This is a genomic window from Streptomyces sp. NPDC038135, from assembly GCF_055601245.1.
Window position 1 is genome coordinate 517,154 of sequence record NZ_JBVJXS010000002.1, and the last position, 21,295, is coordinate 538,448.

General features: G+C 73.3%; 21 protein-coding genes. 18 read left to right on the forward strand and 3 right to left on the reverse strand.

Features of this window, described 5'->3' with window-relative positions; all coding sequences use genetic code 11:
- Positions 1 to 110 precede the first annotated feature (110 nt).
- The 10 genes from hrcA to ACZ7JA_RS06680 all read left to right on the forward strand — a co-directional run bounded on the left by hrcA (position 111) and on the right by ACZ7JA_RS06680 (position 10,966).
- Positions 111 to 1,127: a heat-inducible transcriptional repressor HrcA gene (hrcA, locus tag ACZ7JA_RS06635; RefSeq protein WP_389299580.1), complete on the forward strand. Its 1,017-nt coding sequence runs from the start codon at positions 111 to 113 to the stop codon at positions 1,125 to 1,127.
- The gene (gene dnaJ, locus ACZ7JA_RS06640) at positions 1,128 to 2,264 is read left to right on the forward strand and encodes a molecular chaperone DnaJ (RefSeq protein ID WP_351659486.1); all 1,137 of its coding nucleotides are present in this window, start codon (positions 1,128 to 1,130) and stop codon (positions 2,262 to 2,264) included. It abuts the gene before it with no gap.
- Positions 2,265 to 2,433: 169 nt separating this feature from the next.
- Positions 2,434 to 3,555, forward strand: coding sequence for a nitronate monooxygenase (locus ACZ7JA_RS06645; RefSeq protein ID WP_470807497.1), 1,122 nt, complete (start codon positions 2,434 to 2,436; stop codon positions 3,553 to 3,555).
- On the forward strand, positions 3,552 to 4,304 hold the full coding sequence (locus ACZ7JA_RS06650) for a 16S rRNA (uracil(1498)-N(3))-methyltransferase (RefSeq protein WP_351659492.1): 753 nt from the start codon (positions 3,552 to 3,554) through the stop codon (positions 4,302 to 4,304). The genes ACZ7JA_RS06645 and ACZ7JA_RS06650 overlap by 4 nt, the downstream gene beginning before the upstream one ends.
- Before the next feature lie 16 nt (positions 4,305 to 4,320).
- The gene (locus tag ACZ7JA_RS06655) at positions 4,321 to 4,713 is read left to right on the forward strand and encodes a VOC family protein (RefSeq protein WP_351659495.1); all 393 of its coding nucleotides are present in this window, start codon (positions 4,321 to 4,323) and stop codon (positions 4,711 to 4,713) included.
- A gap of 102 nt (positions 4,714 to 4,815) precedes the next feature.
- Positions 4,816 to 5,370 (forward strand): hypothetical protein, encoded by a 555-nt coding sequence (locus ACZ7JA_RS06660; protein WP_351659498.1) that lies wholly within the window; start codon positions 4,816 to 4,818, stop codon positions 5,368 to 5,370.
- Between the two features lie 46 nt (positions 5,371 to 5,416).
- Entirely contained in the window at positions 5,417 to 8,623 is a 3,207-nt protein-coding gene (locus tag ACZ7JA_RS06665; protein ID WP_470807499.1) for a S41 family peptidase, read from the forward strand.
- A gap of 64 nt (positions 8,624 to 8,687) precedes the next feature.
- The gene (locus tag ACZ7JA_RS06670; protein WP_389299589.1) at positions 8,688 to 9,041 is read left to right on the forward strand and encodes a histidine triad nucleotide-binding protein; all 354 of its coding nucleotides are present in this window, start codon (positions 8,688 to 8,690) and stop codon (positions 9,039 to 9,041) included.
- Positions 9,042 to 9,047: 6 nt separating this feature from the next.
- Positions 9,048 to 9,953 carry a ribonuclease Z gene (locus ACZ7JA_RS06675; protein ID WP_470807500.1) on the forward strand — a complete coding sequence of 302 codons (906 nt, stop codon included), beginning with the start codon at positions 9,048 to 9,050 and terminating at the stop codon, positions 9,951 to 9,953.
- A gap of 20 nt (positions 9,954 to 9,973) precedes the next feature.
- Entirely contained in the window at positions 9,974 to 10,966 is a 993-nt protein-coding gene (locus ACZ7JA_RS06680; RefSeq protein ID WP_470807502.1) for an adenosine deaminase, read from the forward strand.
- On the opposite strand, the gene ACZ7JA_RS06685 is transcribed toward ACZ7JA_RS06680, so the two are convergent.
- On the reverse strand, positions 10,930 to 12,165 hold the full coding sequence (locus ACZ7JA_RS06685; RefSeq protein WP_351659511.1) for an MFS transporter: 1,236 nt from the start codon (positions 12,163 to 12,165) through the stop codon (positions 10,930 to 10,932). The two genes, ACZ7JA_RS06680 and ACZ7JA_RS06685, sit on opposite strands and share 37 nt — an antisense overlap.
- Positions 12,166 to 12,440: 275 nt before the next feature.
- Here ACZ7JA_RS06685 and ACZ7JA_RS06690 point away from each other — a divergent pair, with 275 nt between their 5' ends.
- From ACZ7JA_RS06690 to ACZ7JA_RS06720, 7 genes are all read left to right on the forward strand, one after another.
- A complete protein-coding gene (locus ACZ7JA_RS06690) occupies positions 12,441 to 13,583 on the forward strand; it encodes a carbohydrate kinase family protein (RefSeq protein WP_351659513.1) in 1,143 nt (380 codons plus the stop codon).
- 147 nt (positions 13,584 to 13,730) lie between these two features.
- Complete coding sequence (locus ACZ7JA_RS06695; RefSeq protein ID WP_351659516.1) at positions 13,731 to 14,810, forward strand: PhoH family protein; 1,080 nt, start codon at positions 13,731 to 13,733, stop codon at positions 14,808 to 14,810.
- Positions 14,811 to 14,822: 12 nt separating this feature from the next.
- Complete coding sequence (ybeY, locus tag ACZ7JA_RS06700) at positions 14,823 to 15,320, forward strand: rRNA maturation RNase YbeY (RefSeq protein WP_365123631.1); 498 nt, start codon at positions 14,823 to 14,825, stop codon at positions 15,318 to 15,320.
- 16 nt (positions 15,321 to 15,336) lie between these two features.
- Positions 15,337 to 16,635, forward strand: coding sequence for a hemolysin family protein (locus tag ACZ7JA_RS06705; protein WP_351659522.1), 1,299 nt, complete (start codon positions 15,337 to 15,339; stop codon positions 16,633 to 16,635).
- Positions 16,632 to 16,991: an MmcQ/YjbR family DNA-binding protein gene (locus tag ACZ7JA_RS06710; RefSeq protein ID WP_470807505.1), complete on the forward strand. Its 360-nt coding sequence runs from the start codon at positions 16,632 to 16,634 to the stop codon at positions 16,989 to 16,991. Before ACZ7JA_RS06705 ends, ACZ7JA_RS06710 begins: the two co-directional genes overlap by 4 nt.
- A gap of 41 nt (positions 16,992 to 17,032) precedes the next feature.
- Positions 17,033 to 18,055, forward strand: a complete 1,023-nt coding sequence (locus ACZ7JA_RS06715) for a S66 family peptidase (RefSeq protein ID WP_470807507.1) — start codon at positions 17,033 to 17,035, stop codon at positions 18,053 to 18,055.
- A 65-nt stretch (positions 18,056 to 18,120) separates the two neighbouring features.
- The gene (locus ACZ7JA_RS06720; RefSeq protein ID WP_389299603.1) at positions 18,121 to 18,483 is read left to right on the forward strand and encodes a cytidine deaminase; all 363 of its coding nucleotides are present in this window, start codon (positions 18,121 to 18,123) and stop codon (positions 18,481 to 18,483) included.
- 16 nt (positions 18,484 to 18,499) lie between these two features.
- On the opposite strand, the gene ACZ7JA_RS06725 is transcribed toward ACZ7JA_RS06720, so the two are convergent.
- Together ACZ7JA_RS06725 and ACZ7JA_RS06730 are read right to left on the reverse strand one after the other, a co-directional pair.
- Positions 18,500 to 18,838, reverse strand: a complete 339-nt coding sequence (locus ACZ7JA_RS06725) for a P-II family nitrogen regulator (RefSeq protein ID WP_351659533.1) — start codon at positions 18,836 to 18,838, stop codon at positions 18,500 to 18,502.
- The gene (locus ACZ7JA_RS06730) at positions 18,835 to 20,157 is read right to left on the reverse strand and encodes an ammonium transporter (protein WP_403678678.1); all 1,323 of its coding nucleotides are present in this window, start codon (positions 20,155 to 20,157) and stop codon (positions 18,835 to 18,837) included. Before ACZ7JA_RS06730 ends, ACZ7JA_RS06725 begins: the two co-directional genes overlap by 4 nt.
- Before the next feature lie 174 nt (positions 20,158 to 20,331).
- Between ACZ7JA_RS06730 and era the strand changes: the two genes are divergently transcribed.
- Positions 20,332 to 21,285, forward strand: a complete 954-nt coding sequence (gene era, locus ACZ7JA_RS06735; RefSeq protein WP_351659539.1) for a GTPase Era — start codon at positions 20,332 to 20,334, stop codon at positions 21,283 to 21,285.
- Positions 21,286 to 21,295: the final 10 nt, after the last annotated feature.

Here is a 21,295-nt window from a genome sequence, read left to right on the forward strand (position 1 = left end):
TGAGTACCCCACGGCCGTACACTGGCGGGGGAACGCTGGCACTCGGACACGCAGAGTGCCAGGGGGAAGATTCGAAGGGCCGGGCGAAGACATGCTGGAGGTGCGCGCGGATGCTGAGTGAACGCAGACTTCAGGTGCTGCGCGCCATCGTCCAGGACTACGTGGGCACCGAGGAGCCGGTCGGCTCCAAGGCGCTCACCGAACGGCACAACCTCGGCGTGTCACCGGCGACCGTGCGCAACGACATGGCCGCCCTGGAGGACGAGGGGTACATCGCCCAGCCGCACACCAGCGCCGGGCGCATCCCCACCGACAAGGGCTACCGGCTGTTCGTCGACAAGCTCGCCGGCGTCAAGCCGATGACCGGGCCCGAGCGGCGGGCGATCCAGAACTTCCTCGAGGGCGCCGTCGACCTCGACGACGTCGTCGCGCGGACGGTGCGGCTGCTCGCGCAGCTCACCCGGCAGGTCGCCGTCGTGCAGTACCCGTCCCTGACCCGGTCCACCGTGCGGCACGTGGAGCTGCTCTCGCTCGCCCCCGCGCGCGTGATGCTCGTGCTGATCACGGACACCGGCCGGGTCGAGCAGCGGATGGTGGACTGCCCGGCGCCGTTCGGGGAGACGGCCCTCGCCGACCTCCGGGCGAGACTCAACAGCCGGGTCGCGGGCCGCCGGTTCACCGACGTGCCGCGCCTGGTCGAGGACCTGCCGGAGGCGTTCGACCACGAGGATCGCGGTACGGTCTCCACGGTGCTCTCCACTCTGCTGGAGACACTGGTCGAGGAGAACGAGGAGCGGCTGATGATCGGCGGCACCGCCAATCTCACCCGTTTCGGACATGACTTTCCCCTCATGATCCGGCCCGTCCTGGAGGCCCTGGAGGAGCAGGTCGTGCTCCTCAAGCTCCTCGGCGAGGCGAAGGATCCGGGCGTGATGGTGCGCATCGGGCACGAGAACGCACACGAAGGACTCAACTCCACGTCCGTCGTGTCGGTCGGCTACGGTTCGGGCGGCGAGGCGGTTGCCAAGCTCGGCGTGGTCGGACCGACCCGCATGGACTACCCGGGAACGATGGGAGCGGTACGCGCAGTGGCACGGTACGTCGGACAGATCCTGGCGGAGTCGTAAGTGGCCACGGACTACTACGCCGTTCTCGGCGTGCGCCGCGACGCGTCGCAGGATGAGATCAAGAAGGCGTTCCGTCGGCTCGCGCGCGAGCTGCACCCGGACGTCAACCCCGATCCGAAGACCCAGGAGCGGTTCAAGGAGATCAACGCCGCCTACGAGGTGCTGTCGGACCCGCAGAAGAAGCAGGTCTACGACCTCGGCGGCGACCCGCTCTCCCAGTCGGGCGGCGCGGGCGCGGGCGGCTTCGGGGCCGGCGGCTTCGGCAACTTCTCCGACATCATGGACGCGTTCTTCGGCACGGCGTCGCAGCGCGGGCCGCGCTCGCGAACCCGGCGCGGCCAGGACGCGATGATCCGCATCGACGTCGAGCTGGACGAGGCGGCCTTCGGCACGACCAAGGACATCCAGGTCGACACCGCGGTCGTCTGCAACACCTGCAGCGGCGAGGGCGCGGCTCCGGGCACGACCGCCCAGACCTGTGACATGTGCCGCGGCCGCGGCGAGGTGTCGCAGGTCACCCGGTCCTTCCTGGGTCAGGTCATGACCTCCCGCCCCTGCCCCCAGTGCCAGGGCTTCGGCACGGTCGTGCCGACCCCGTGCCCGGAGTGCGCGGGCGACGGGCGGGTGCGCTCCCGCCGCACCCTCACCGTGAAGATCCCGGCCGGCGTCGACAACGGCACCCGGATCCAGCTCGCCGGCGAGGGCGAGGTCGGCCCCGGCGGCGGTCCGGCCGGCGACCTCTACGTCGAGATCCACGAGCTGCCGCACTCGACCTTCCAGCGGCGCGGCGACGACCTGCACTGCACGGTCACCATCCCGATGACCGCGGCGGCCCTCGGCACCAAGGTCCCGCTGGAGACGCTGGACGGCCTGGAGGAGGTCGACATCCGGCCGGGCACCCAGTCCGGCCAGTCGATCCCGCTGCACACCCGGGGCGTCACCCACCTGCGGGGCGGCGGCCGGGGCGACCTGATCGTCCACGTCGAGGTCACCACCCCGACCAAGCTGGATCCCGAGCAGGAGCGGCTGCTGCGCGAGCTGGCGAAGCTGCGCGGCGAGGAGCGTCCGCAGGGGCAGTTCCAGCCCGGGCAGCAGGGGCTGTTCTCGCGGCTGAAGGACGCGTTCAACGGGCGCTGAGGCGCGCCGGGTCCAGGGGGCTCCGGCCCCTTGGACCCCGCCGGGGGGCTCCCGTCCCCCGGCCCCGGGCCCCGCTCTCCCACCGGCAGGACCGGCGGGCCGGAAAGTGGCATGTGCCAGGAGGAAGACCCGATTCGGCGCCTCCCCCAGGACGTGACAACATGCGGGCATGTCCTCCGCGCTGACCGATCTCTTCCCCCAGCCGATCGTGCAGGCACCCATGGCGGGCGGGGTCTCCGTGCCGCAGCTCGCCGCCGCCGTGTCCGAGGCGGGCGGCCTCGGGTTCCTCGCCGCCGGGTACAAGACCGCCGACGGCATGTACCAGGAGATCAAGCAGCTGCGCGGACTCACCGGCCGGCCCTTCGGCGTGAACCTCTTCGTGCCGCAGCCCGTGTACCCGGGTGCGGGCACCGGCTCCACCGGAGCGGCCGCGGCCGCGCCCCTCGACGCGGGCGCCGTGGAGGTCTACACCCACCAGCTCGCCGGTGAGGCCGCCTGGTACGAGACCGAGCTGGGCGACCCGGACAGCGGCCGCGACGACGGCTACGACGCCAAACTCGCCGTGCTGCTCGACAACCCGGTGCCGGTCGTCTCCTTCCACTTCGGGGTCCCCACCCGCGAGGTCGTCGACTCCCTGCACCGCGCCGGGACGTTCATCCTGGCCGCCGCCACCACCCCGGAGGAGGCGCGCGCGGTCGAGCGGTCCGGGGCCGACGCGGTGATCGCGCAGGGCGTCGAGGCCGGCGGCCACCAGGGCACCCACCGGGACGTCCCCGAGAACGACGGCTCCGGCATCGGACTGCTGTCGCTGCTCACGCAGATCCGCGAGGCGGTGCGCATTCCGGTCGTCGCCGCCGGCGGCATCATGCGCGGCGACCAGATCGCCGCCGTCCTCGCGGCGGGCGCGAGCGCCGCCCAGCTCGGCACGGCGTTCCTCGCCACCCCCGAGTCCGGCGCCCACGCCCTGCACAAACAGGCGCTCACCAACCCCCTGTTCGCGCGCACCGAACTGACCCGGGCCTTCTCCGGCCGCCCGGCGCGCGGACTGGTCAACCGCTTCCTGCGCGAGCACGGCCCCTACGCCCCCGCCGCCTATCCCGAGATCCACCATGTGACGGCGCCGCTGCGCAAGGCCGCCGCCAAGGCCTGCGACGCGCAGGGCATGGCGCTGTGGGCGGGACAGGGGCACCGGCTGGCCCGGGAGCTGCCGGCCGGGCAGCTCGTCGAGGTGCTGGCGGCCGAGCTGGCCGCGGCCCGCACGGCGCTTTCGGCCGGGGGTGACGCGCGATGACCGCGCCGGTGTTCGTCGTGGACTCGCTCGAGGGCGTGGGCCCCGGCTCGGTCATCGACGTGACGGGTCCCGAGGGACGGCACGCGGTCTCGGTGCGGCGGCTGCAGCCCGGCGAGGACGTCGTGATCACCGACGGCAAGGGCCGGGGGGCGTCCGGGGTCGTCCTCAGCACCTCGGGGAAGGACCACCTGGTGGTCGAGCCCGTCGAGTTCCCGGTGGAGCCCGAGCCCCGGCCGCGCATCACCGTCGTCCAGGCCCTGCCCAAGGGCGACCGCGGTGAGCTGGCCGTGGAGATGATGACCGAGACGGGCGTCGACGCGATCGTGCCCTGGCAGGCCGCGCGCTGCATCACCCAGTGGAAGGGCGACCGCGGGCAGAAGGCGCTCGCCAAGTGGCGCGCCACCGCGCGCGAGGCCGGCAAGCAGTCCCGCCGCCTGCGCTTCCCCGAGGTCGCGGACGCCGCGACGACCAGGCAGGTCGCCGCGCTGCTCGCCGCGGCCGACTTCGCCGCCGTGCTGCACTCCGACTTCGAGCACGACAGCGCCCCCCTCGCCACCGCCCAACTGCCTGAGCAGGGCGAGATCGTGCTGGTCGTCGGACCCGAAGGCGGCGTCGCCCGGGACGAGTTGGCCCTCTTCGAGGAGGCGGGCGCCAAGCCGTGCGTGCTGGGGCCTACGGTGTTGCGCACGTCCACCGCCGGCACCGCCGCGGCGGCCCTCCTGCTGGGCCGCACCGGCCGCTGGTCCTGAAACCTGGGGGAACACCGTGGAACTCGCCCAAGTCCGGCTCCTCGTGACCGACTTCGCCGCCTGCTACCGCTTCTACGCCGACGTCCTCGGCCTCAAGCCGCAGTCCGGCACCGGCGAGGGACCGTACGAGAAGTTCAGCCCGCACGCCGGGTCGGCCGGGGTCGCGCTGCAGGACCGCACCATGATGGCCGGCGTCCTGGCGGAACTGGGCGAGACCGCCACCGGCCACCGCTCCCTGGTCGTGCTGCGCGTGGACGACCTCGACGCGTACTGCGCGGAGATCACCGCCCGGGGCGCGACCGTGCTGCACGGCCCCGCCCCGATGACCGACCGCATGCGCGTGGCCCACCTCAAGGACCCGGAGGGCAACCTGGTGGAGCTCCAGGAGTGGCTCCTCCTGTGCCCCTGACGGCGCGGGGCGCGCCGGCGCGCACCGGCCGCCGCTGCCCGAACGGGTGAGTGGCCGTATGCGGCCTTCCGTCCCGGGGACGGCGGTGGCACGCTGCCCTCCATGGGGGCATCGAGGCGGATTCGGCGCCGGCCGCGGGCCGTGCGCGGTGTGGCCGTGGCAGGTCTCGTGGTGCTGGGCGCGGGCGCGGTGGTGGCGTGCCAGCCCGGGGACCTGAGTTCGGCGTCGGCCGCGTACACCACCGACAGCACCGCGACCGCTGAGCTGAAGCGGCGGCACGTGGACGTGAGTTGGCTCACCTGCACCGGTGACTACGGGAGCAGGGGCGGCGGTGCGTCCAGCGGTTCGCCCTCGCCGTCCGAGAGCACCGTCGTGACCGTCGACTGCCAGGGGCGGACCAAGGACGGGCGGGAAATCACCGTCAAGGGGAAGGTGACCCGGGCCGTCGACGGGGCCTGTGTGCGCGGCGACCTGACGGCCACCGTCGGTGGCAGGCAGGTCTTCCGCGTCAGCGGGCTCGGCGACTGCGGCGCCACCCCCGGTCCGACGTACCGGCCACCCGGCGGGCAGGGCGGGCAGCCGACCGTCACCGTGACCGTGACGCGGACCATCTGGTGTCTGGACGACCCCGGTTGCCGGCCCGTCGAGGGCAAGTGATCGGAACCGGGAGCGGGGGACGCCGGTCGCTGCGTACAGTGACGGAGTGACTCAGGCGGCTTCGACGGCATCCTCCGGCTACCTCCGATTCCCGCACCCGCACGGCGACTTGGTGACCTTCGTCGCCGAGGACGACGTCTGGCTGGCCCCGCTCGACGGCGGGCGCGCCTGGCGGATCAGCGCCGACCACGTCCCCGTGAACCACCCCCGCATCTCGCCCGACGGCACCGCCGTCGCCTGGACCTCCACCCGCGACGGCGCCCCCGAGGTGCACCTCGCCCCGGTGGACGGCGGCCCCGCCAGGCGGCTGACGCACTGGGGGAGCTGGCGCACCCAGGTGCGCGGCTGGACCCCGGACGGCGCGGTGCTCGCGCTCAGCACCCACGGCCAGGCGAGCCTGCGCCGGAGCTGGGCCCGGGCCGTCCCGCTCGACGGGGGACCGGCCGCCACCCTGCCCTACGGGCCGGTCGGCGACGTCGCCCACGGCCCGCACACCGTGCTGCTGTCCGCCCCGATGGGCCGTGAGGCCGCCTGGTGGAAGCGGTACCGGGGCGGCACCGCGGGCAAGCTGTGGATCGACCGGGAGGGCGACGGCGAGTTCGTCCGGCTGCACGAGGAGCTGGACGGCAACATCGAGTACCCGCTGTGGGCCGGCGACCGGATCGCGTTCCTCTCCGACCACGAGGGCACCGGCGCGCTCTACTCCTCCCTCGCCGACGGCTCCGACCTGCGCCGGCACACCCCGCCGACGGGTTTCTACGCCCGGCACGCCGCCACCGACGGCACCCGGGTCGTGTACTCGAGCGCCGGTGAACTCTGGGTGCTGGACGACCTCGACGGCGCCGAGCCGCGCCGGCTGGACATCCGGCTCGGCGGACCGCGCGTGGACCTCCAGCCGTTCCCGGTGAACGCCTCCCACTGGTTCGGCGCCGCCGCCCCGGACCACACCGCGCGCGGCAGCGCCGTCGCCGTGCGCGGCGCCGTGCACTGGGTCACCCACCGCTCCGGCCCCGCCCGCGCGCTCGCCGCCCAGCCCGGCGTGCGGGCCCGGCTGCCGCGCACCTTCCGCTCCGAGGGCGAGGAGTGGGTGGTGTGGGTGACGGACGCCGAGGGCGAGGACGCCCTGGAGTTCGCGCCCGCCACCGGGGCGGCGCTCGGCACGCCCCCGCGCCGGCTCGCCGCCGGGCAGCTCGGCCGCGTCCTGGAACTGGCCATGGCGCCCGACGGCAGCCGTGCTGCCGTCGCCGCGCACGACGGACGGCTGCTGCTGGTCGAGCGGGAGACCGGCGAGGTGCGCGAGGTGACCCGCAGCGAGCACGGCGACGTGCACGGCCTCGCGTTCTCGCCCGACTCCGGCTGGCTCGCCTGGGCCCACCCCGGACCGCAGCCCCTCTCCCAGCTCCGCCTCGCCAACACCACCGACCTGTCGGTCACCGAGGCGACCCCGCTGCGCTTCCAGGACTACGCGCCCGCCTTCACCCTGGACGGCAAGCACCTCGCCTTCCTCTCCAGCCGCGCCTTCGACCCGGTCTACGACGAGCACGTCTTCGACCTGGCCTTCGTGGAGGGCGTCCGCCCGCACCTGATCACCCTCGCCGCGACGACCCCGTCCCCGTTCGGGCCGCAGCGGCACGGCCGGCCCTTCGGCGCCCCCGACAAGGAGGAGACGCCGGACAGCGAGGGCGCCCCGGCGACCCGGGTCGACCTCGACGGCCTCGCCGACCGCATCGTGCCCTTCCCGGTCGAGGCCGCCCGCTACTCCAACCTGCGCGCGGCCAGGGACGGGGTGCTCTGGCTGCGCCACCCGGTGCGCGGCGTCCTCGGCGCGGGCCGCGCCACGCCCGACGCCCCCGACCCCAAGACCCGGCTCGAGCGCTACGACCTCGCCCAGCAGCGCCTGGAGCACCTCGCCGCCGACGCCGACCACTTCGAGGTCAGCGGCGACGGCAGGCGGGTGCTGCTGTGGAGCGACGGCCGGCTCAGGGTGGTGCCCGCCGACCGGCACGCCCCCGACGACGAGGACGGCGACGCGAACATCCCCGTCGACCTGACCCGGATCCGGCAGACCGTCGACCCGGTCGCCGAATGGCGGCAGATGTACGACGAGACGGGCCGCATCATGCGGGACAACTTCTGGCGGGCCGACATGGGCGGCGTCGACTGGGACGGCGTCCTCGGCCGCTACCGGCCCGTCCTCGGCCGCCTCGCCACCCACGACGACCTGGTGGACCTGCTGTGGGAGGTGCAGGGCGAACTCGGCACCTCGCACGCCTACGTCACCCCGCGCGGCGGCTTCGGCGACGGCGCCCGGCAGGGGCTGCTCGGCGCGGACATCTCCCGCCACGAGGACGGCGGCTGGCGCGTCGACCGCATCCTGCCCTCGGAGACCTCCGACCCGAACGCCCGCTCCCCGCTGGCCGCGCCCGGCGTCGCCGTGCGCCCCGGGGACGCCGTCGTGGCGGTCGCCGGGCAGCCGGTCGACCCGGTGACCGGTCCCGGCCCGCTGCTGACCGGCACGGCCGGCAAGCCCGTCGAGCTGACCGTCTCGCCGGCCGGCGGCGGCGAACTGCGGCACGTGGTCGTGGTCCCGCTCGCGGACGAGGAGCCCCTGCGCTACCACGCCTGGGTCGCGGACCGCCGGGCCCACGTCCACGAGCGGTCCGGCGGCAGGCTCGGCTATCTGCACGTGCCCGACATGCAGGCGCCCGGCTGGGCCCAGATCCACCGCGACCTGCGGATCGAGGTGGCCCGCGAGGGGCTGGTCGTCGACGTCCGGGAGAACCGGGGCGGCCACACCTCCCAGCTCGTCGTGGAGAAGCTGGCTCGGCGGATCGTCGGCTGGGACCTGCCGCGCGGGATGCGGCCCGAGAGCTACCCGAGGGACGCCCCGCGCGGCCCCGTCGTCGCCGTGGCCAACGAGTTCTCCGGCTCCGACGGCGACATCGTCAACGCGGCGATCCGCGCCCTCGGCATCGGTCCCGTCGTCGGCACCCGCACCTGGGGCGGGGTCATCGGCATCGACAGCCGCTACCGCCTGGTCGACGGCACCCTGATCACCCAGCCGAAGTACGCGTTCTGGCTGGAGGGCGCCGGGTGGGGTGTGGAGAACCACGGCGTCGACCCCGACGTGGAGGTCGTGCAGCGCCCGCAGGACCACGCGGCGGGCCGGGACGTCCAGCTCGACGAGGCGATCCGGCTGGCCCTGGAGGCGCTGGCGGCGACACCCGCCAAGGTGCCGCCCGAACTGCCGTGACCGGATCGCGCGGCGGCCCCGATACGATGCCCCGGTACTGATCACCGGCGTCAGGAGGCACCCCATGGCAGGGGAACCGCAGGACGACTGCCTGTTCTGCAAGATCGTCGCGGGGGCCATCCCGGCGACGGTCGTCCGTGAGACCGGGACCACCGTCGCCTTCCGGGACATAAACCCGCAGGCCCCCACGCACGTCCTGGTGATCCCCAAGGCCCACTACAGGAACGCGGCCGAACTCGCCGCCGGCGCCCCGGGGCTCGCCGCCGATGTGCTCGCCGAGACCCAGGCCGTCGCCGACGAGGAGAAGCTGGACAGCTACCGCGTCGTCTTCAACACCGGCAGCGGCGCCGGCCAGACCGTCTGGCACGCCCACGCGCACGTCCTCGGCGGCCGTGGCCTCGAATGGCCCCCCGGATAACCGGTCATGTCCGTCCGTGAGTTCGTCGTCCTCGGCACCGCCAGCCAGGTCCCGACCCGGCACCGCAACCACAACGGCTACCTGCTGCGCTGGGACGGCGAGGGCATCCTGTTCGATCCCGGCGAGGGCACCCAGCGGCAGATGCTGCGCGCCGGGGTCGCCGCCCACGACCTGAACCGGATCTGCGTCACGCACTTCCACGGCGACCACTCCCTCGGGCTGGCCGGAGTGATCCAGCGGATCAACCTCGACCAGGTGCCGCACGAGGTGACCGCGCACTACCCGCGCTCCGGTCAGCGCTTCTTCGACCGGCTGCGGTACGCCACCGCCTACCGGGAGACGGTCCGCCTCACCGAGGCGCCGGTCGACGCCGACGGCGTCCTCGCCGCGAGCCCGTCGTACACGCTCGAGGCCCGGAAGCTGTCCCACCCCGTCGAGTCCTACGGCTACCGGCTGACCGAGCCCGACGGGCGCCGGATGCTGCCCGGCCGGCTCGCCGCGCACGGCATCGGGGGCCCGGACGTCGGCCGGCTCCAGCGCGAGGGCCGGCTCGGGGACGTGACGCTGGAGGACGTCAGCGAGGTGCGGCGCGGGCAGCGGTTCGCGTTCGTCATGGACACCCGGCTGTGCGACGGGGTGCACGCGCTCGCCGACGGATGCGACCTGCTCGTCATCGAGTCCACGTTCCTCGACGAGGACGCCGCGCTCGCGTCGGACCACGGCCATCTGACGGCGGGACAGGCGGCGGCCGTGGCACGCGACGCCGGGGCGCGGCACCTCGTCCTCACCCACTTCAGCCAGCGCTACCCGGACCCGGAGGAGTTCGAGCGGCAGGCGCGGGCCGCCGGGTTCGAGGGCGAGCTGACCGTGGCCCACGACCTGCTGCGGGTGCCGGTTCCGAAACGGAGATAAAACCCTCGTACGATGCTTTGATGCCCCTCCCCAAAGCAGAACTGCACCTGCACATCGAAGGCACCCTGGAGCCCGAGCTGGCCTTCGCGCTGGCCGCCCGCAACGGCGTCGAGCTGCCCTACGCCGGCACCGAAGAGCTCCGCGAGGCCTACCGGTTCGAGGACCTGCAGTCCTTCCTGAACCTGTACTACGAGCTGATGGCCGTCCTGCGCACCGAGCAGGACTTCGCGGACCTGGCCGACGCCTACCTCGCCCGCGCCGCCGCGCAGGGCGTCCGGCACGCGGAGATCTTCTTCGACCCGCAGGCCCACCTCGCCCGGGGAGTGGGCATGGGCACCGTGGTGGAGGGGCTGTGGCGGGCGCTCGGCCGCAGCGAGGAGAACCACGGCGTCTCCACCAGGCTCATCATGTGCTTCCTGCGCGACGAGTCCGCCGAGTCGGCGCTCGAGACCCTCGATGCGGCCCGGCCCCACCTGGACCGGATCACCGGCGTCGGCCTGGACTCCGCCGAGGTCGGCCACCCGCCGGTGAAGTTCCGCGAGGTGTTCGAGGCGGCCGCCGCGCTGGGGCTGCGCCGCGTGGCGCACGCCGGCGAGGAGGGGCCGCCGGAGTACATCACCGAGGCGCTGGACGTGCTCGGCGTGGAGCGCGTGGACCACGGCCTGCGCTGCATGGAGGACCCGGCGCTGGTCGAGCGGCTGGTCCGGGACCGCGTCCCGCTGACCCTGTGCCCGCTGTCCAACGTCCGGCTGCGCACGGTGGACGTGCTCGCCGGGCACCCGCTGCCCGCCATGCTGGACGCCGGGCTGCGGTGCACGGTCAACTCCGACGACCCCGCCTACTTCGGCGGGTACGCCGGCGACAACTTCGACGCGGTGCGCGCGGATCTGGGCCTCGGCGACGAACGCCTGCGGGAGCTGGCCCGCAACTCCTTCCTCGCCTCCTTCCTGGAGGACGACGAGGAGCGCCGGGCCCGCTACCTCGCCGAGGTGGAGGCGTACGAGTTCGGATAGGCGGCGGCGGTGTCGTACGCCCCCTGCGCTGCCGGGACCGGAGCCTCCACGTGGATCTCCACCACCGGCAGCGGCAGCCGGCCCGCGCGCAGCGCGACCAGCGTCATCGGCACCGCGATCGCCAGCAGACCGGCGGCCAGGACCTGGCCCATGACCGGGAAGCCCGCCCCGGCCGCGAGCACGCTCCCGGTCAGCGGGCCCGCCGCCGTCCCCAGGGACGCCGCCGAGCCGACCAGCACCGCCCAGCGGCCCCGCGGGTCCAGGGACGCGGCCAGGCCGATGACGTAGGACAGCACGACCGGGTAGAGCAGGTTCCAGGAGATCTCGCCGGCCGCGAAGGCGGTCAGGCCGTCCGCCGAGGCGCTGAGCGCGATGCAGCCCGCGATGAGCGCCGTACCCGCGCCGATCGGCACCGCCCGGCCGAGCCGCGGCCCGAGCGCCCCGGCGCCCAGCACGCCGACCAGTCCGGCGCCGAGCGCGACGGCGAACACCGCGCCGACGGTGACCTCGGTCAGATGGGCCTGGCCGAGGCCGATGCGCCCGCTGACGCCCCACAGCGCGTTCTGCGCCAGCGACCAGCAGGGCATGGCCGCGGCGAGCAGCAGTCCGGCCCGCCGGTGGGGCAGCCGGGCGCCCGGTCCGGCCGGCCGGCGGGCGGGGGCGGTGGCGCCGGACAGCCGGCCGGTGAACGGCCACACCGCGAGCGCGGTCAGGGCGATCGCGGCGAGCGGCAGGCCGTGGCCGGGGCCGAGGTGGGGGATCGTCAGATAGAGGGCGCCGGCCAGCGCGGAGACGCCGAGCAGGCCGAAGGTGGTGGCCCGGTGCGGGTCCCGGTGGGCGGCGATGCCACTGGCCGCGACCGCCGTGACGGTGCCGGAGCCGAAGCCGCCGAGCAGCGCGCCCACGACGACGGCCGGCACGGCCTCGCTGAGCGCGGCCCCGCCGTAGCCGAGGAAGGCGAGCGTGAGGCCGAGGCGGGCCAGCGTGCGGGCGCCGGCCCGCTCGACGCGGGAGGCCAGCAGGAAGCCGGCGGCCGCCGAACTCAGCAGCAGGGCACTGCCGATGGCGCCGGCCTGGGTGGTGGTGAGCGGAAGCCCGGTGTCCAGCCGGCCGACGGTGGTCGGCAGCAGATACGGGGCGAGATACCCGGCCGTGAAAAGGGCGACGAGGGGCCAGGGCATGGAGCGGGGGGCGGACACGGGCGTTCCCAGGGCAGGCGAAGGAGCGGCTCGAGAGCCGGGGGAGAGGGGAGGGCGACGGCCGTCGACGGACGGGAACGCGCGAGCAAGTTGTATCAAGCACGCGGTTCCAGAAGTAGACCGGGTGAAGTGATCTGGATCACTCCTGTGTTTGGTTCGGATGATCTCGGGTAGACGCGCTCGCTCCGACGGGTCGAGCTGTCCGCCGGACCGGCGTGCCACTGGCGTGAAGTGGTGCACACTGGCCAGATCCGCACCAGCTCAGGGAGCGCACAGTGACCCCGTCCCGCCCGGTCGCCGGAGAGGAACCCGAACACCTCACACAGGCGGCGCGCCGCCAGGTCCAGGTCGACCCGCTCGCCGCCCTCCGCGCATCCGGCGACCCGCCCTGGGACGTGTACCTGACGGGCACCGTCTTCCTCGACATCGTCTTCACCGGCCTGGACTCGGCGCCCGTGCGCGGCACCGAGTCGTGGGCCCGGGGGATGGGCTCCAGCCCCGGCGGCGTCGCCAACATGGCCACCGCGCTCGCCCGGCTCGGCCTGCGGACCTCCCTCGCGGCGGCGTTCGGCGACGACCACTACGGCGAGTACTGCTGGAACACCCTCGCCCAGGGCGAGGGCATCGACCTCGCGCCCTCCCGGACCGTGCCCGGCTGGCACTCGCCGGTCACCGTCTCCATGGCGTACGAGGGGGAGCGCACGATGGTCTCCCACGGCCACGAACCGCCCCCGGAGGAACCGGCGCCGGACTTCCCGCCCCGCGCCCGGGCCGCCGTCGCCTCCCTGGCCCCGGGCAAGCGCGCCCCCTGGATCGCGGAGGCCGCCCGCGCGGGCACCCGGATCTTCGCCGACGTCGGCTGGGACGAGACCGGGGCCTGGGACCTGGCCGGGCTTCCCGATCTCGGGCACTGCGAGGCGTTCCTGCCCAACGCGGCGGAGGCGATGCGCTACACCGGGGCCGACTGCCCGCGCGCGGCCGCGCACGCGCTGACCGAGCACGTCCCGGTGGCCGTCGTGACCCTGGGCGCGGAGGGCGCGTACGCCGTGGACCGGCGCACCGGGGAGAGCGCGGAGGTCCCGGCGATCGCGGTGGAGGCGCTGGACCCCACCGGGGCCGGTGACGTCTTCGTGGCCGGGTTCGTCACGGGCACCCTGGCCGGCTGGCCGCTCGCCGACCGGCTCGCGCTCGCGGGGCTCACCGCGGCCCTGTCCGTGCAGGAGTTCGGGGGCTCGCTGTCGGCGCCGGGATGGTCCGAGATCGGGGCCTGGTGGCGCCGCGTCCAGTCGGTGCCGGGCCAGAGCCCCGAGGCGCTGCGCCGGTACGGCTTCCTCGACGGCCTCGTGCCCGAGGAGCTGGACCGGCCGTGGCCGCTGCGCCGGGCGGTGCCGACGCTGGGGTTCGGGCGTTCGGCCTGACGGTCCGGGGGCCCGCCCGCGAAGCCGCCCGTCCGGTGGAAAAACCCTGCGGCGTTGTCGGTGGCCCGTCGTACTCTGGACAGTGCGAGGCCGCCCTCAGCTGCGCGGCCGTGACGAGGAGGAACCGCAGGCCTTAAGCGCCGGCCCATGACTCAGACACCCCAAGCTCACATCCCCGCGCGGGAGCAGGCGCGAGCACAGCTCACCGTCCCCGCCCAGCACCCCATGGTGACCGTGCTGGGTTCCGGCGACTCCCTCCTGCGCGTGATCGAGAAGGCCTTCCCGGCAGCCGACATACATGTCCGGGGCAATGAGATCAGCGCGGTCGGCGAACCTGCGGACGTCGCCCTGATCTCGCGCGTGTTCGACGAGATGATGCTGGTGCTCCGCACCGGGCAGCCGATGACGGAGGACGCAGTGGAACGCTCGATCGCCATGCTCAAGGCGAGCGAGAACGGGACGAGCGACGGCCCGGAGACCCCGGCCGAGGTACTGACGCAGAACATCCTGTCCTCGCGCGGCCGGACCATCCGGCCCAAGACGCTCAACCAGAAGCGGTACGTCGACGCGATCGACAAGCACACGATCGTCTTCGGCATCGGCCCCGCCGGTACCGGCAAGACCTACCTGGCCATGGCCAAGGCGGTCCAGGCCCTGCAGTCCAAGCAGGTGAACCGGATCATCCTGACCCGTCCGGCGGTGGAGGCGGGCGAGCGGCTCGGCTTCCTGCCCGGCACGCTCTACGAGAAGATCGACCCCTACCTGCGCCCGCTGTACGACGCGCTGCACGACATGCTCGACCCGGACTCGATCCCGCGCCTGATGGCGGCCGGGACCATCGAGGTCGCGCCGCTGGCGTACATGCGCGGCCGTACGCTCAACGACGCCTTCATCATCCTGGACGAGGCCCAGAACACCTCGCCCGAGCAGATGAAGATGTTCCTCACCCGGCTCGGCTTCGACTCGAAGATCGTGATCACCGGTGACGTCACCCAGGTCGACCTGCCGAACGGCACCAAGAGCGGTCTGCGGCAGGTGCAGGAGATCCTGGAGGGCGTCGAGGACGTCCACTTCTCCCGGCTGTCGTCGCAGGATGTCGTACGGCACAAGCTGGTGGGCCGTATCGTCGACGCGTACGAGATGTACGACAGCAAGCACGGCACCGAGAACGGCACCCACCAGGGCGGCCGTGGCAGGCCCGGCGCCAAGGGTTCCAAGGGGAAGTAGACCAGCACGCCCATGTCGATCGACGTCAACAACGAGTCCGGTACCGAGGTCGACGAGCAGGCGATCCTCGACATCGCCCGCTACGCGCTCGCGCGGATGCGCATCCACCCGCTCTCCGAGCTCTCGGTGATCGTCGTGGACGCCGACGCCATGGAGCAGCTGCACATCCAGTGGATGGACCTGCCCGGGCCCACCGATGTCATGTCGTTCCCGATGGACGAGCTGCGGCCGCCGTCGAAGGACGACGACGAGCCGCCGCAGGGGCTGCTCGGCGACATCGTGCTGTGCCCGGAGGTCGCCAAGAAGCAGGGCGACGAGGCGCCGACGCAGCACTCCATGGACGAGGAGCTCCAGCTGCTCACCGTCCACGGCGTGCTGCACCTGCTGGGCTACGACCACGAGGAACCCGACGAGAAGGCCGAGATGTTCGGCCTCCAGGCCGCCATCGTGGACGGGTGGCGGTCCGAGCGCGGGCTGACCGGGCCGTCCCCGGCGCCGACCGTCTCGTAGGCGGGTCGGTCCACAGATGAGTCCGCAGATCGTGATCGGCGCGATCGCGCTGGTCGTCGTCGCCTGGCTGGCCGCCTGCGCCGAGGCGGGCGTCGCGCGCGTCTCCAGCTTCCGGGCCGAGGAGGCCGTGAAGTCCGGCCGGCGCGGCAGCGCCCGGCTGGCCCAGGTCGCCGCCGACCCCACCCGCTACCTGAACGTGGCCCTGCTGGTCCGCGTCGCCTGCGAGATGGCGGCCGCGGCCCTGGTGACGTACGCCTGCCTGCAGGAGTTCGACGCCACCTGGCAGGCCCTGCTGGTCGCCATCGGCGTCATGGTGCTGGTGTCGTACGTCGCCGTCGGCGTCTCGCCGCGCACCATCGGCCGCCAGCACCCGCTCAACACCGCGACGGCGGCCGCGTACGTGCTGCTGCCGCTGGCCCGGATCATGGGCCCGATCCCCTCGCTGCTGATCCTCATCGGCAACGCGCTCACCCCCGGCAAGGGCTTCCGCCGCGGCCCCTTCGCCTCCGAGGCCGAGCTGCGCGCGATGGTGGACCTCGCCGAGAAGGAGTCGCTGATCGAGGACGAGGAGCGCCGCATGGTGCACTCGGTCTTCGAACTCGGCGACACCCTGGTGCGCGAGGTGATGGTGCCGCGCACCGACCTGGTGGTCATCGAGCGCTACAAGACTATCCGGCAGGCGCTCACCCTCGCCCTGCGCTCCGGCTTCTCCCGCATCCCGGTCACCGGCGAGAGCGAGGACGACATCGTCGGCATCGTGTACCTGAAGGACCTGGTCCGCAAGACGCATATCAGCCGCGACGCCGAGAACGACCTGGTGTCCACCGCCATGCGCCCCGCCGTCTTCGTGCCCGACACCAAGAACGCCGGCGACCTGCTGCGCGAGATGCAGAAGGAGCGCAACCACGTCGCCGTCGTCATCGACGAGTACGGCGGCACCGCGGGCATCGTCACCATCGAGGACATCCTCGAGGAGATCGTCGGCGAGATCACCGACGAGTACGACCGGGAACTCCCGCCCGTGGAGGACCTCGGCGACGACCGGTACCGGGTCACCGCCCGCCTGGACATCACCGACCTCGGCGAGCTGTACGGCCTGGAGGAGTACGACGACGAGGACGTGGAGACCGTCGGCGGGCTGCTCGCCAAGGCGCTCGGCCGCGTCCCCATCGCCGGCGCGTCCGCCGAGGTCGAGCTCCCCGACGAGCGCCGGCTGCGGCTGACCGCGGAGGCGGCGGCCGGCCGCCGGAACAAGATCGTGACGGTGCTGGTGGAGCCGGCCGGCAAGCCCGCCGAGGAGGGGACGCCCGAGTGACCCCCGGGGAGCTGCGCGACTTCTGCCTGTCCTTCAACGCGGTCGTGGAGGACTTCCCGTTCAACCCGGAGACCTCCGTGTTCAAGGTCCTCGGCAAGATGTTCGCCCTGACGAACCTGGGCGCGCGGCCCCTGACGGTGAACCTCAAGTGCGACCCGGAGGACGCGGTCCGGCTGCGCGCGGAGCACGAGGGGCTGATCGTCCCCGGCTGGCACATGAACAAGCGCCACTGGAACACCGTGACCGTCGACGGCCCGCTGTCGGACCGTCAGGTCCGGGAGCTGGTCGAGGACTCCTACGACCTCGTCGTCGCGGGGCTGCCGAGGGCGGAGCGGCTGCGGCTGGACCGGCCGTAATCGCCTTGCCCCGGCCCGGTGACGTCGTGTCAGAATCGCGCATGACTGTTCGATATCCGCGCCCCCTGCGCCCCGGTGACCGTGTCGGCGTGACCTCTCCGTCCAGCGGAGTGGCGAAGGAGCACCGGGGGCGGCTCGACGTCGCGGTCCGGGACCTTCAGGCGCGCGGCTACGAGGTCGTCGTGGGCCGCTGCATGGACGGCTCGACCCACATCAGCGCCCCCGCCGCCGAGCGCGCCGCCGAGCTGACCGCGATGCTCACCGACCCCGCCGTCCGGGCCGTGGTGCCCCCGTGGGGCGGGGAGACCGCCGTCGACCTGCTGCCGCTGCTCGACTTCGAGGCGATCGGGCGGGCCGAGCCGACCTGGGTCGTCGGCTGGTCGGACATCTCGACGATCATCACCCCGCTGACCCTGCTCACCGGTGTCGCCACCGTGCACGGCAACAACCTGATGGACACGCCCTACCGGACACCCGAGGGCCTGCTGTCCTGGCTGGACGTGGTGACCGACCCGCAGCAGGGGCAGCCCCTCGTCCAGACCCCGCCCGGCCGCCACCGCGCCACCGGCTGGGACGACTACGCGCTGTACCCGGAGGTCCGCGACCTCACCCTGGACACGGCCGGCGCCTGGACCCGGCTCGACGGCACGGGCGACGTGGACGTCGAGGGCCGGCTGATCGGCGGCTGCATCGAGACCCTGGTCAACCTCGCGGGCACCCGCCTGCTGGACACCAGGTCCTTCGCCGACGGCGACGACCTGCTCGTCTACGTCGAGGCGTGCGAGGACAACGCCTACACCATCTGCCGCAATCTGCACGGCATGCGGCTCGCCGGGTTCTTCGACCGCGCCGCCGCCGTCCTCGTGGGCCGCACCAAGGCCCCCGACGGCCGCACCCTCACCCAAGCCGAGGCGGTCCTCGACGCCCTCGGCCCGCTCGGGGTGCCGATCGTCGCCGACGTCGAGTGCGGGCACGTCCCGCCCTACCTGGCGCTGGTGAACGGCGCCCGCGGCCGCGTGGTGCACACGGCCGGGCGCGGCGAGATCGTCCAGACCCTGGACTGACCCCGGCGCCGGGACCGCGCACCCCGTGGCGGGGCGGGCCCGTGGCGGGTTCGTATGCTCTGGGCATGACCGACAGCAACGAGCTTGACCCCGAGGACCGCAAGATCGTCACGCTGGCCCGCTCCGTGCGCGCCCGCAACGGTGTGCCCGAGGGGGCGGCCGTACGGGACGAGACCGGGCGTACCTACGCCGCCGGATCGGTGGAGCTCCCCTCGCTGCGGCTGAGCGCCCTGCGGACCGCCGTCGCCATGGCGGTGGCCTCCGGCGCGCGGTCGCTGGAGGCGGCGGCCGTGGTGAGCGAGGCCGGGGAGGCGGCGGCCGAGGACCTGGCCGCCGTGGCGGACCTCGGCGGGGCCGGGACGCCCGTGCTGCTCGCCGGCCCCGACGGGGAGGTGCGGCGGACGGCCCCGGCGGTCGCCGCCGAGTGACCGACGGCGCTGCCCGTCAGAGGGCGTCGGGACCGCGCTCGCCGGTCCGCACCCGCACGACGGTCTCCACGGGCAGCGCCCAGACCTTGCCGTCCCCGATCTTCCCCGTCTGCGCGGCCGCGACGATCGCGTCGATCACGTCGTCGGCCACGGCGTCCTCCACCACGACCTCGATGCGCACCTTCGGCACCAGGTCGACCCGGTACTCCGCGCCCCGGTAGACCTCGGTGTGCCCGCGCTGCCGGCCGTAACCGCTCGCCTCGCTGACGGTCAGTCCCTGCACGCCCAGCTCCTGCAGGGCGGTCTTGACCTCGTCCAGCCGGTAGGGCTTGACGATCGCGGTGATGAGCTTCATGCCTGGCTCTCGACCTTCCGGCTGGGTGCCTGCTGGGCGGCGACGAGGGAGTGGGTGACCGGAGCGCCATGGCCCAGGACCCCGTGATCGTAAGCCGTCTCGGCGTGCACCGTAAGGTCCAGGCCGGTATGCTCCTGCTCCTCGCTCGCCCGGAAGCCCAGCACCCGGTCGATCAGCCTGCCGAGCCCGTAGGTCACCCCGAAGGCGTACGCCCCGACGGCCGCCACGGCCAGCAGCTGCCGGCCCAGCGGGAGCAGCCCGCCGCCGTAGAACAGGCCCTCGGCGCCGCCGGTCATCGCCCGCTCCGCGAACAGCCCGATCAGCAGGGTGCCGATGACGCCGCCGACCAGGTGGACGCCGACGACGTCCAGCGAGTCGTCGTAGTTCAGCCGGAACTTCCAGCTCACCGCGTACGAGCAGACGACACCGGCGGCCAGGCCCACCACCAGCGCGCCCAGCAGGGAGACCGTGCCGCAGGACGGGGTGATCGCGACCAGGCCCGCCACCGCGCCGGAGGCCGCGCCCAGGGTGGTGGGGTGGCCGTCGCGCCTCTGCTCGACGAAGAGCCAGCCGAGCAGGCCCGTGCAGCCGGCCGCGAGCGTGTTCAGGAAGGCCGCGGCGGCGAGGCCGTTCGCGCCGAGCGCGGAGCCCGCGTTGAAGCCGAACCAGCCGAACCAGAGCAGACCGGCGCCGAGGATCACCATCGGCAGGTTGTGCGGACGCATGGCGTCCTTCCTGAACCCGAGCCGGGGTCCGAGCACCAGGCACAGGGCGAGCCCGGAGGCGCCGGAGGTGATCTCCACCGGCATGCCGCCGGCGAAGTCGAGCGCCCCGAGCCGGTCCACGATCCAGCCGCCGGGGCCCCACACCCAGTGGGTCACCGGAACGTATACCGCGAGCGCCCAGACCGGGACGAACACCAGCCAGGCGGAGAACCTCGTGCGGTCCGCGACCGCGCCGCTGACCAGGGCCGCCGTGATGATCGCGAAGGTGAGCTGGAAGGTGGCGAAGAGCAGGGTGGGGACGGTGCCGTGCACGCTGCGCGGGCCGATCCCGGCCATCCCGGAGTGCCCGAGGCCGCCGATCAGCCCGCCGAAGACGTCGTCCCCGAAGGCGAGCGAGTAGCCGGCCGCCAGCCAGACCACGGTCACCAGGGCGATCGACACGAAGCTCATCATCAGCATGTTCAGCACGCTCTTGGTGCGCACCATGCCGCCGTAGAAGAGGGCCAGACCCGGGGTCATCAGCAGGACGAGGGCGGTGGCGGCGAGGAGCCAGGCGGTGTCGCCGGTGTCGACGTGGGCTGCGGCGAGGGTCACGGGCGTCTCCAACGGTGTGGGGGCTCGTCAGAGGTTCACCGGTCACCGTTTCCGGTTGCGTACAGGTGTGTTTCCGTGACGTTTCGTTGCGCCGTGGTTTCGTCAAGCTCACATCAAGAGCCGGTGGCGGCCGTTGGTACGGCGCGGTCCCGTGGATCAGGGACAATGAACGCCATGAGCGTTCGTACCCAGTCATCCGAGCCGTCGGGCGAGACCGCCCACCGCGCCGGCTTCGCCTGCTTCGTGGGCCGCCCCAACGCGGGCAAGTCCACCCTCACGAACGCTCTGGTCGGGCAGAAGGTGGCGATCACCGCCAACCAGCCGCAGACCACGCGGCACACGGTGCGCGGCATCGTGCACCGGCCCGACGCCCAGCTGATCCTGGTGGACACCCCCGGGCTGCACAAGCCGCGCACCCTGCTCGGCGAGCGGCTCAACGACGTCGTGCGGACGACCTGGGCCGAGGTCGACGTGATCGGCTTCTGCCTGCCGGCGAACGAGAAGATCGGCCCTGGCGACCGCTTCATCGCCAAGGAACTGGCCGGCATCCGCAAGTCCCCGAAGGTCGCCATCGTCACCAAGACGGACCTGGTCGACTCCAAGACCCTCGCCGAGCAGCTCATCGCGATCGACCAGCTCGGCAAGGAGTTGGGCATCGAGTGGGCGCAGATCGTCCCCGTCTCGGCGACCGCGAACAAGCAGGTCGACCTGCTGGCGGACCTGCTGGTCCCCATGCTGCCCGAGGGCCCGGCGCTCTACCCCGAGGGCGACCTCACCGACGAGCCCGAGCAGGTCATGATCGCGGAACTCATCCGCGAGGCGGCCCTGGAGGGCGTCCGCGACGAGCTGCCGCACTCCATCGCCGTGGTCGTCGAGGAGATGCTGCCGCGCGAGGACCGCCCGGCCGACAAGCCGCTGCTGGACATCCACGCCAACGTCTACATCGAGCGCCCCAGCCAGAAGGGCATCATCATCGGCCCCAAGGGCAAGCGGCTGAAGGACGTCGGCATCAAGTCCCGCAAGCAGATCGAGGCGCTGCTCGGCACGCCCGTCTTCCTGGACCTGCACGTCAAGGTGGCCAAGGACTGGCAGCGGGACCCCAAGCAGCTGCGCCGGCTGGGCTTCTGAGGGCGCCCCG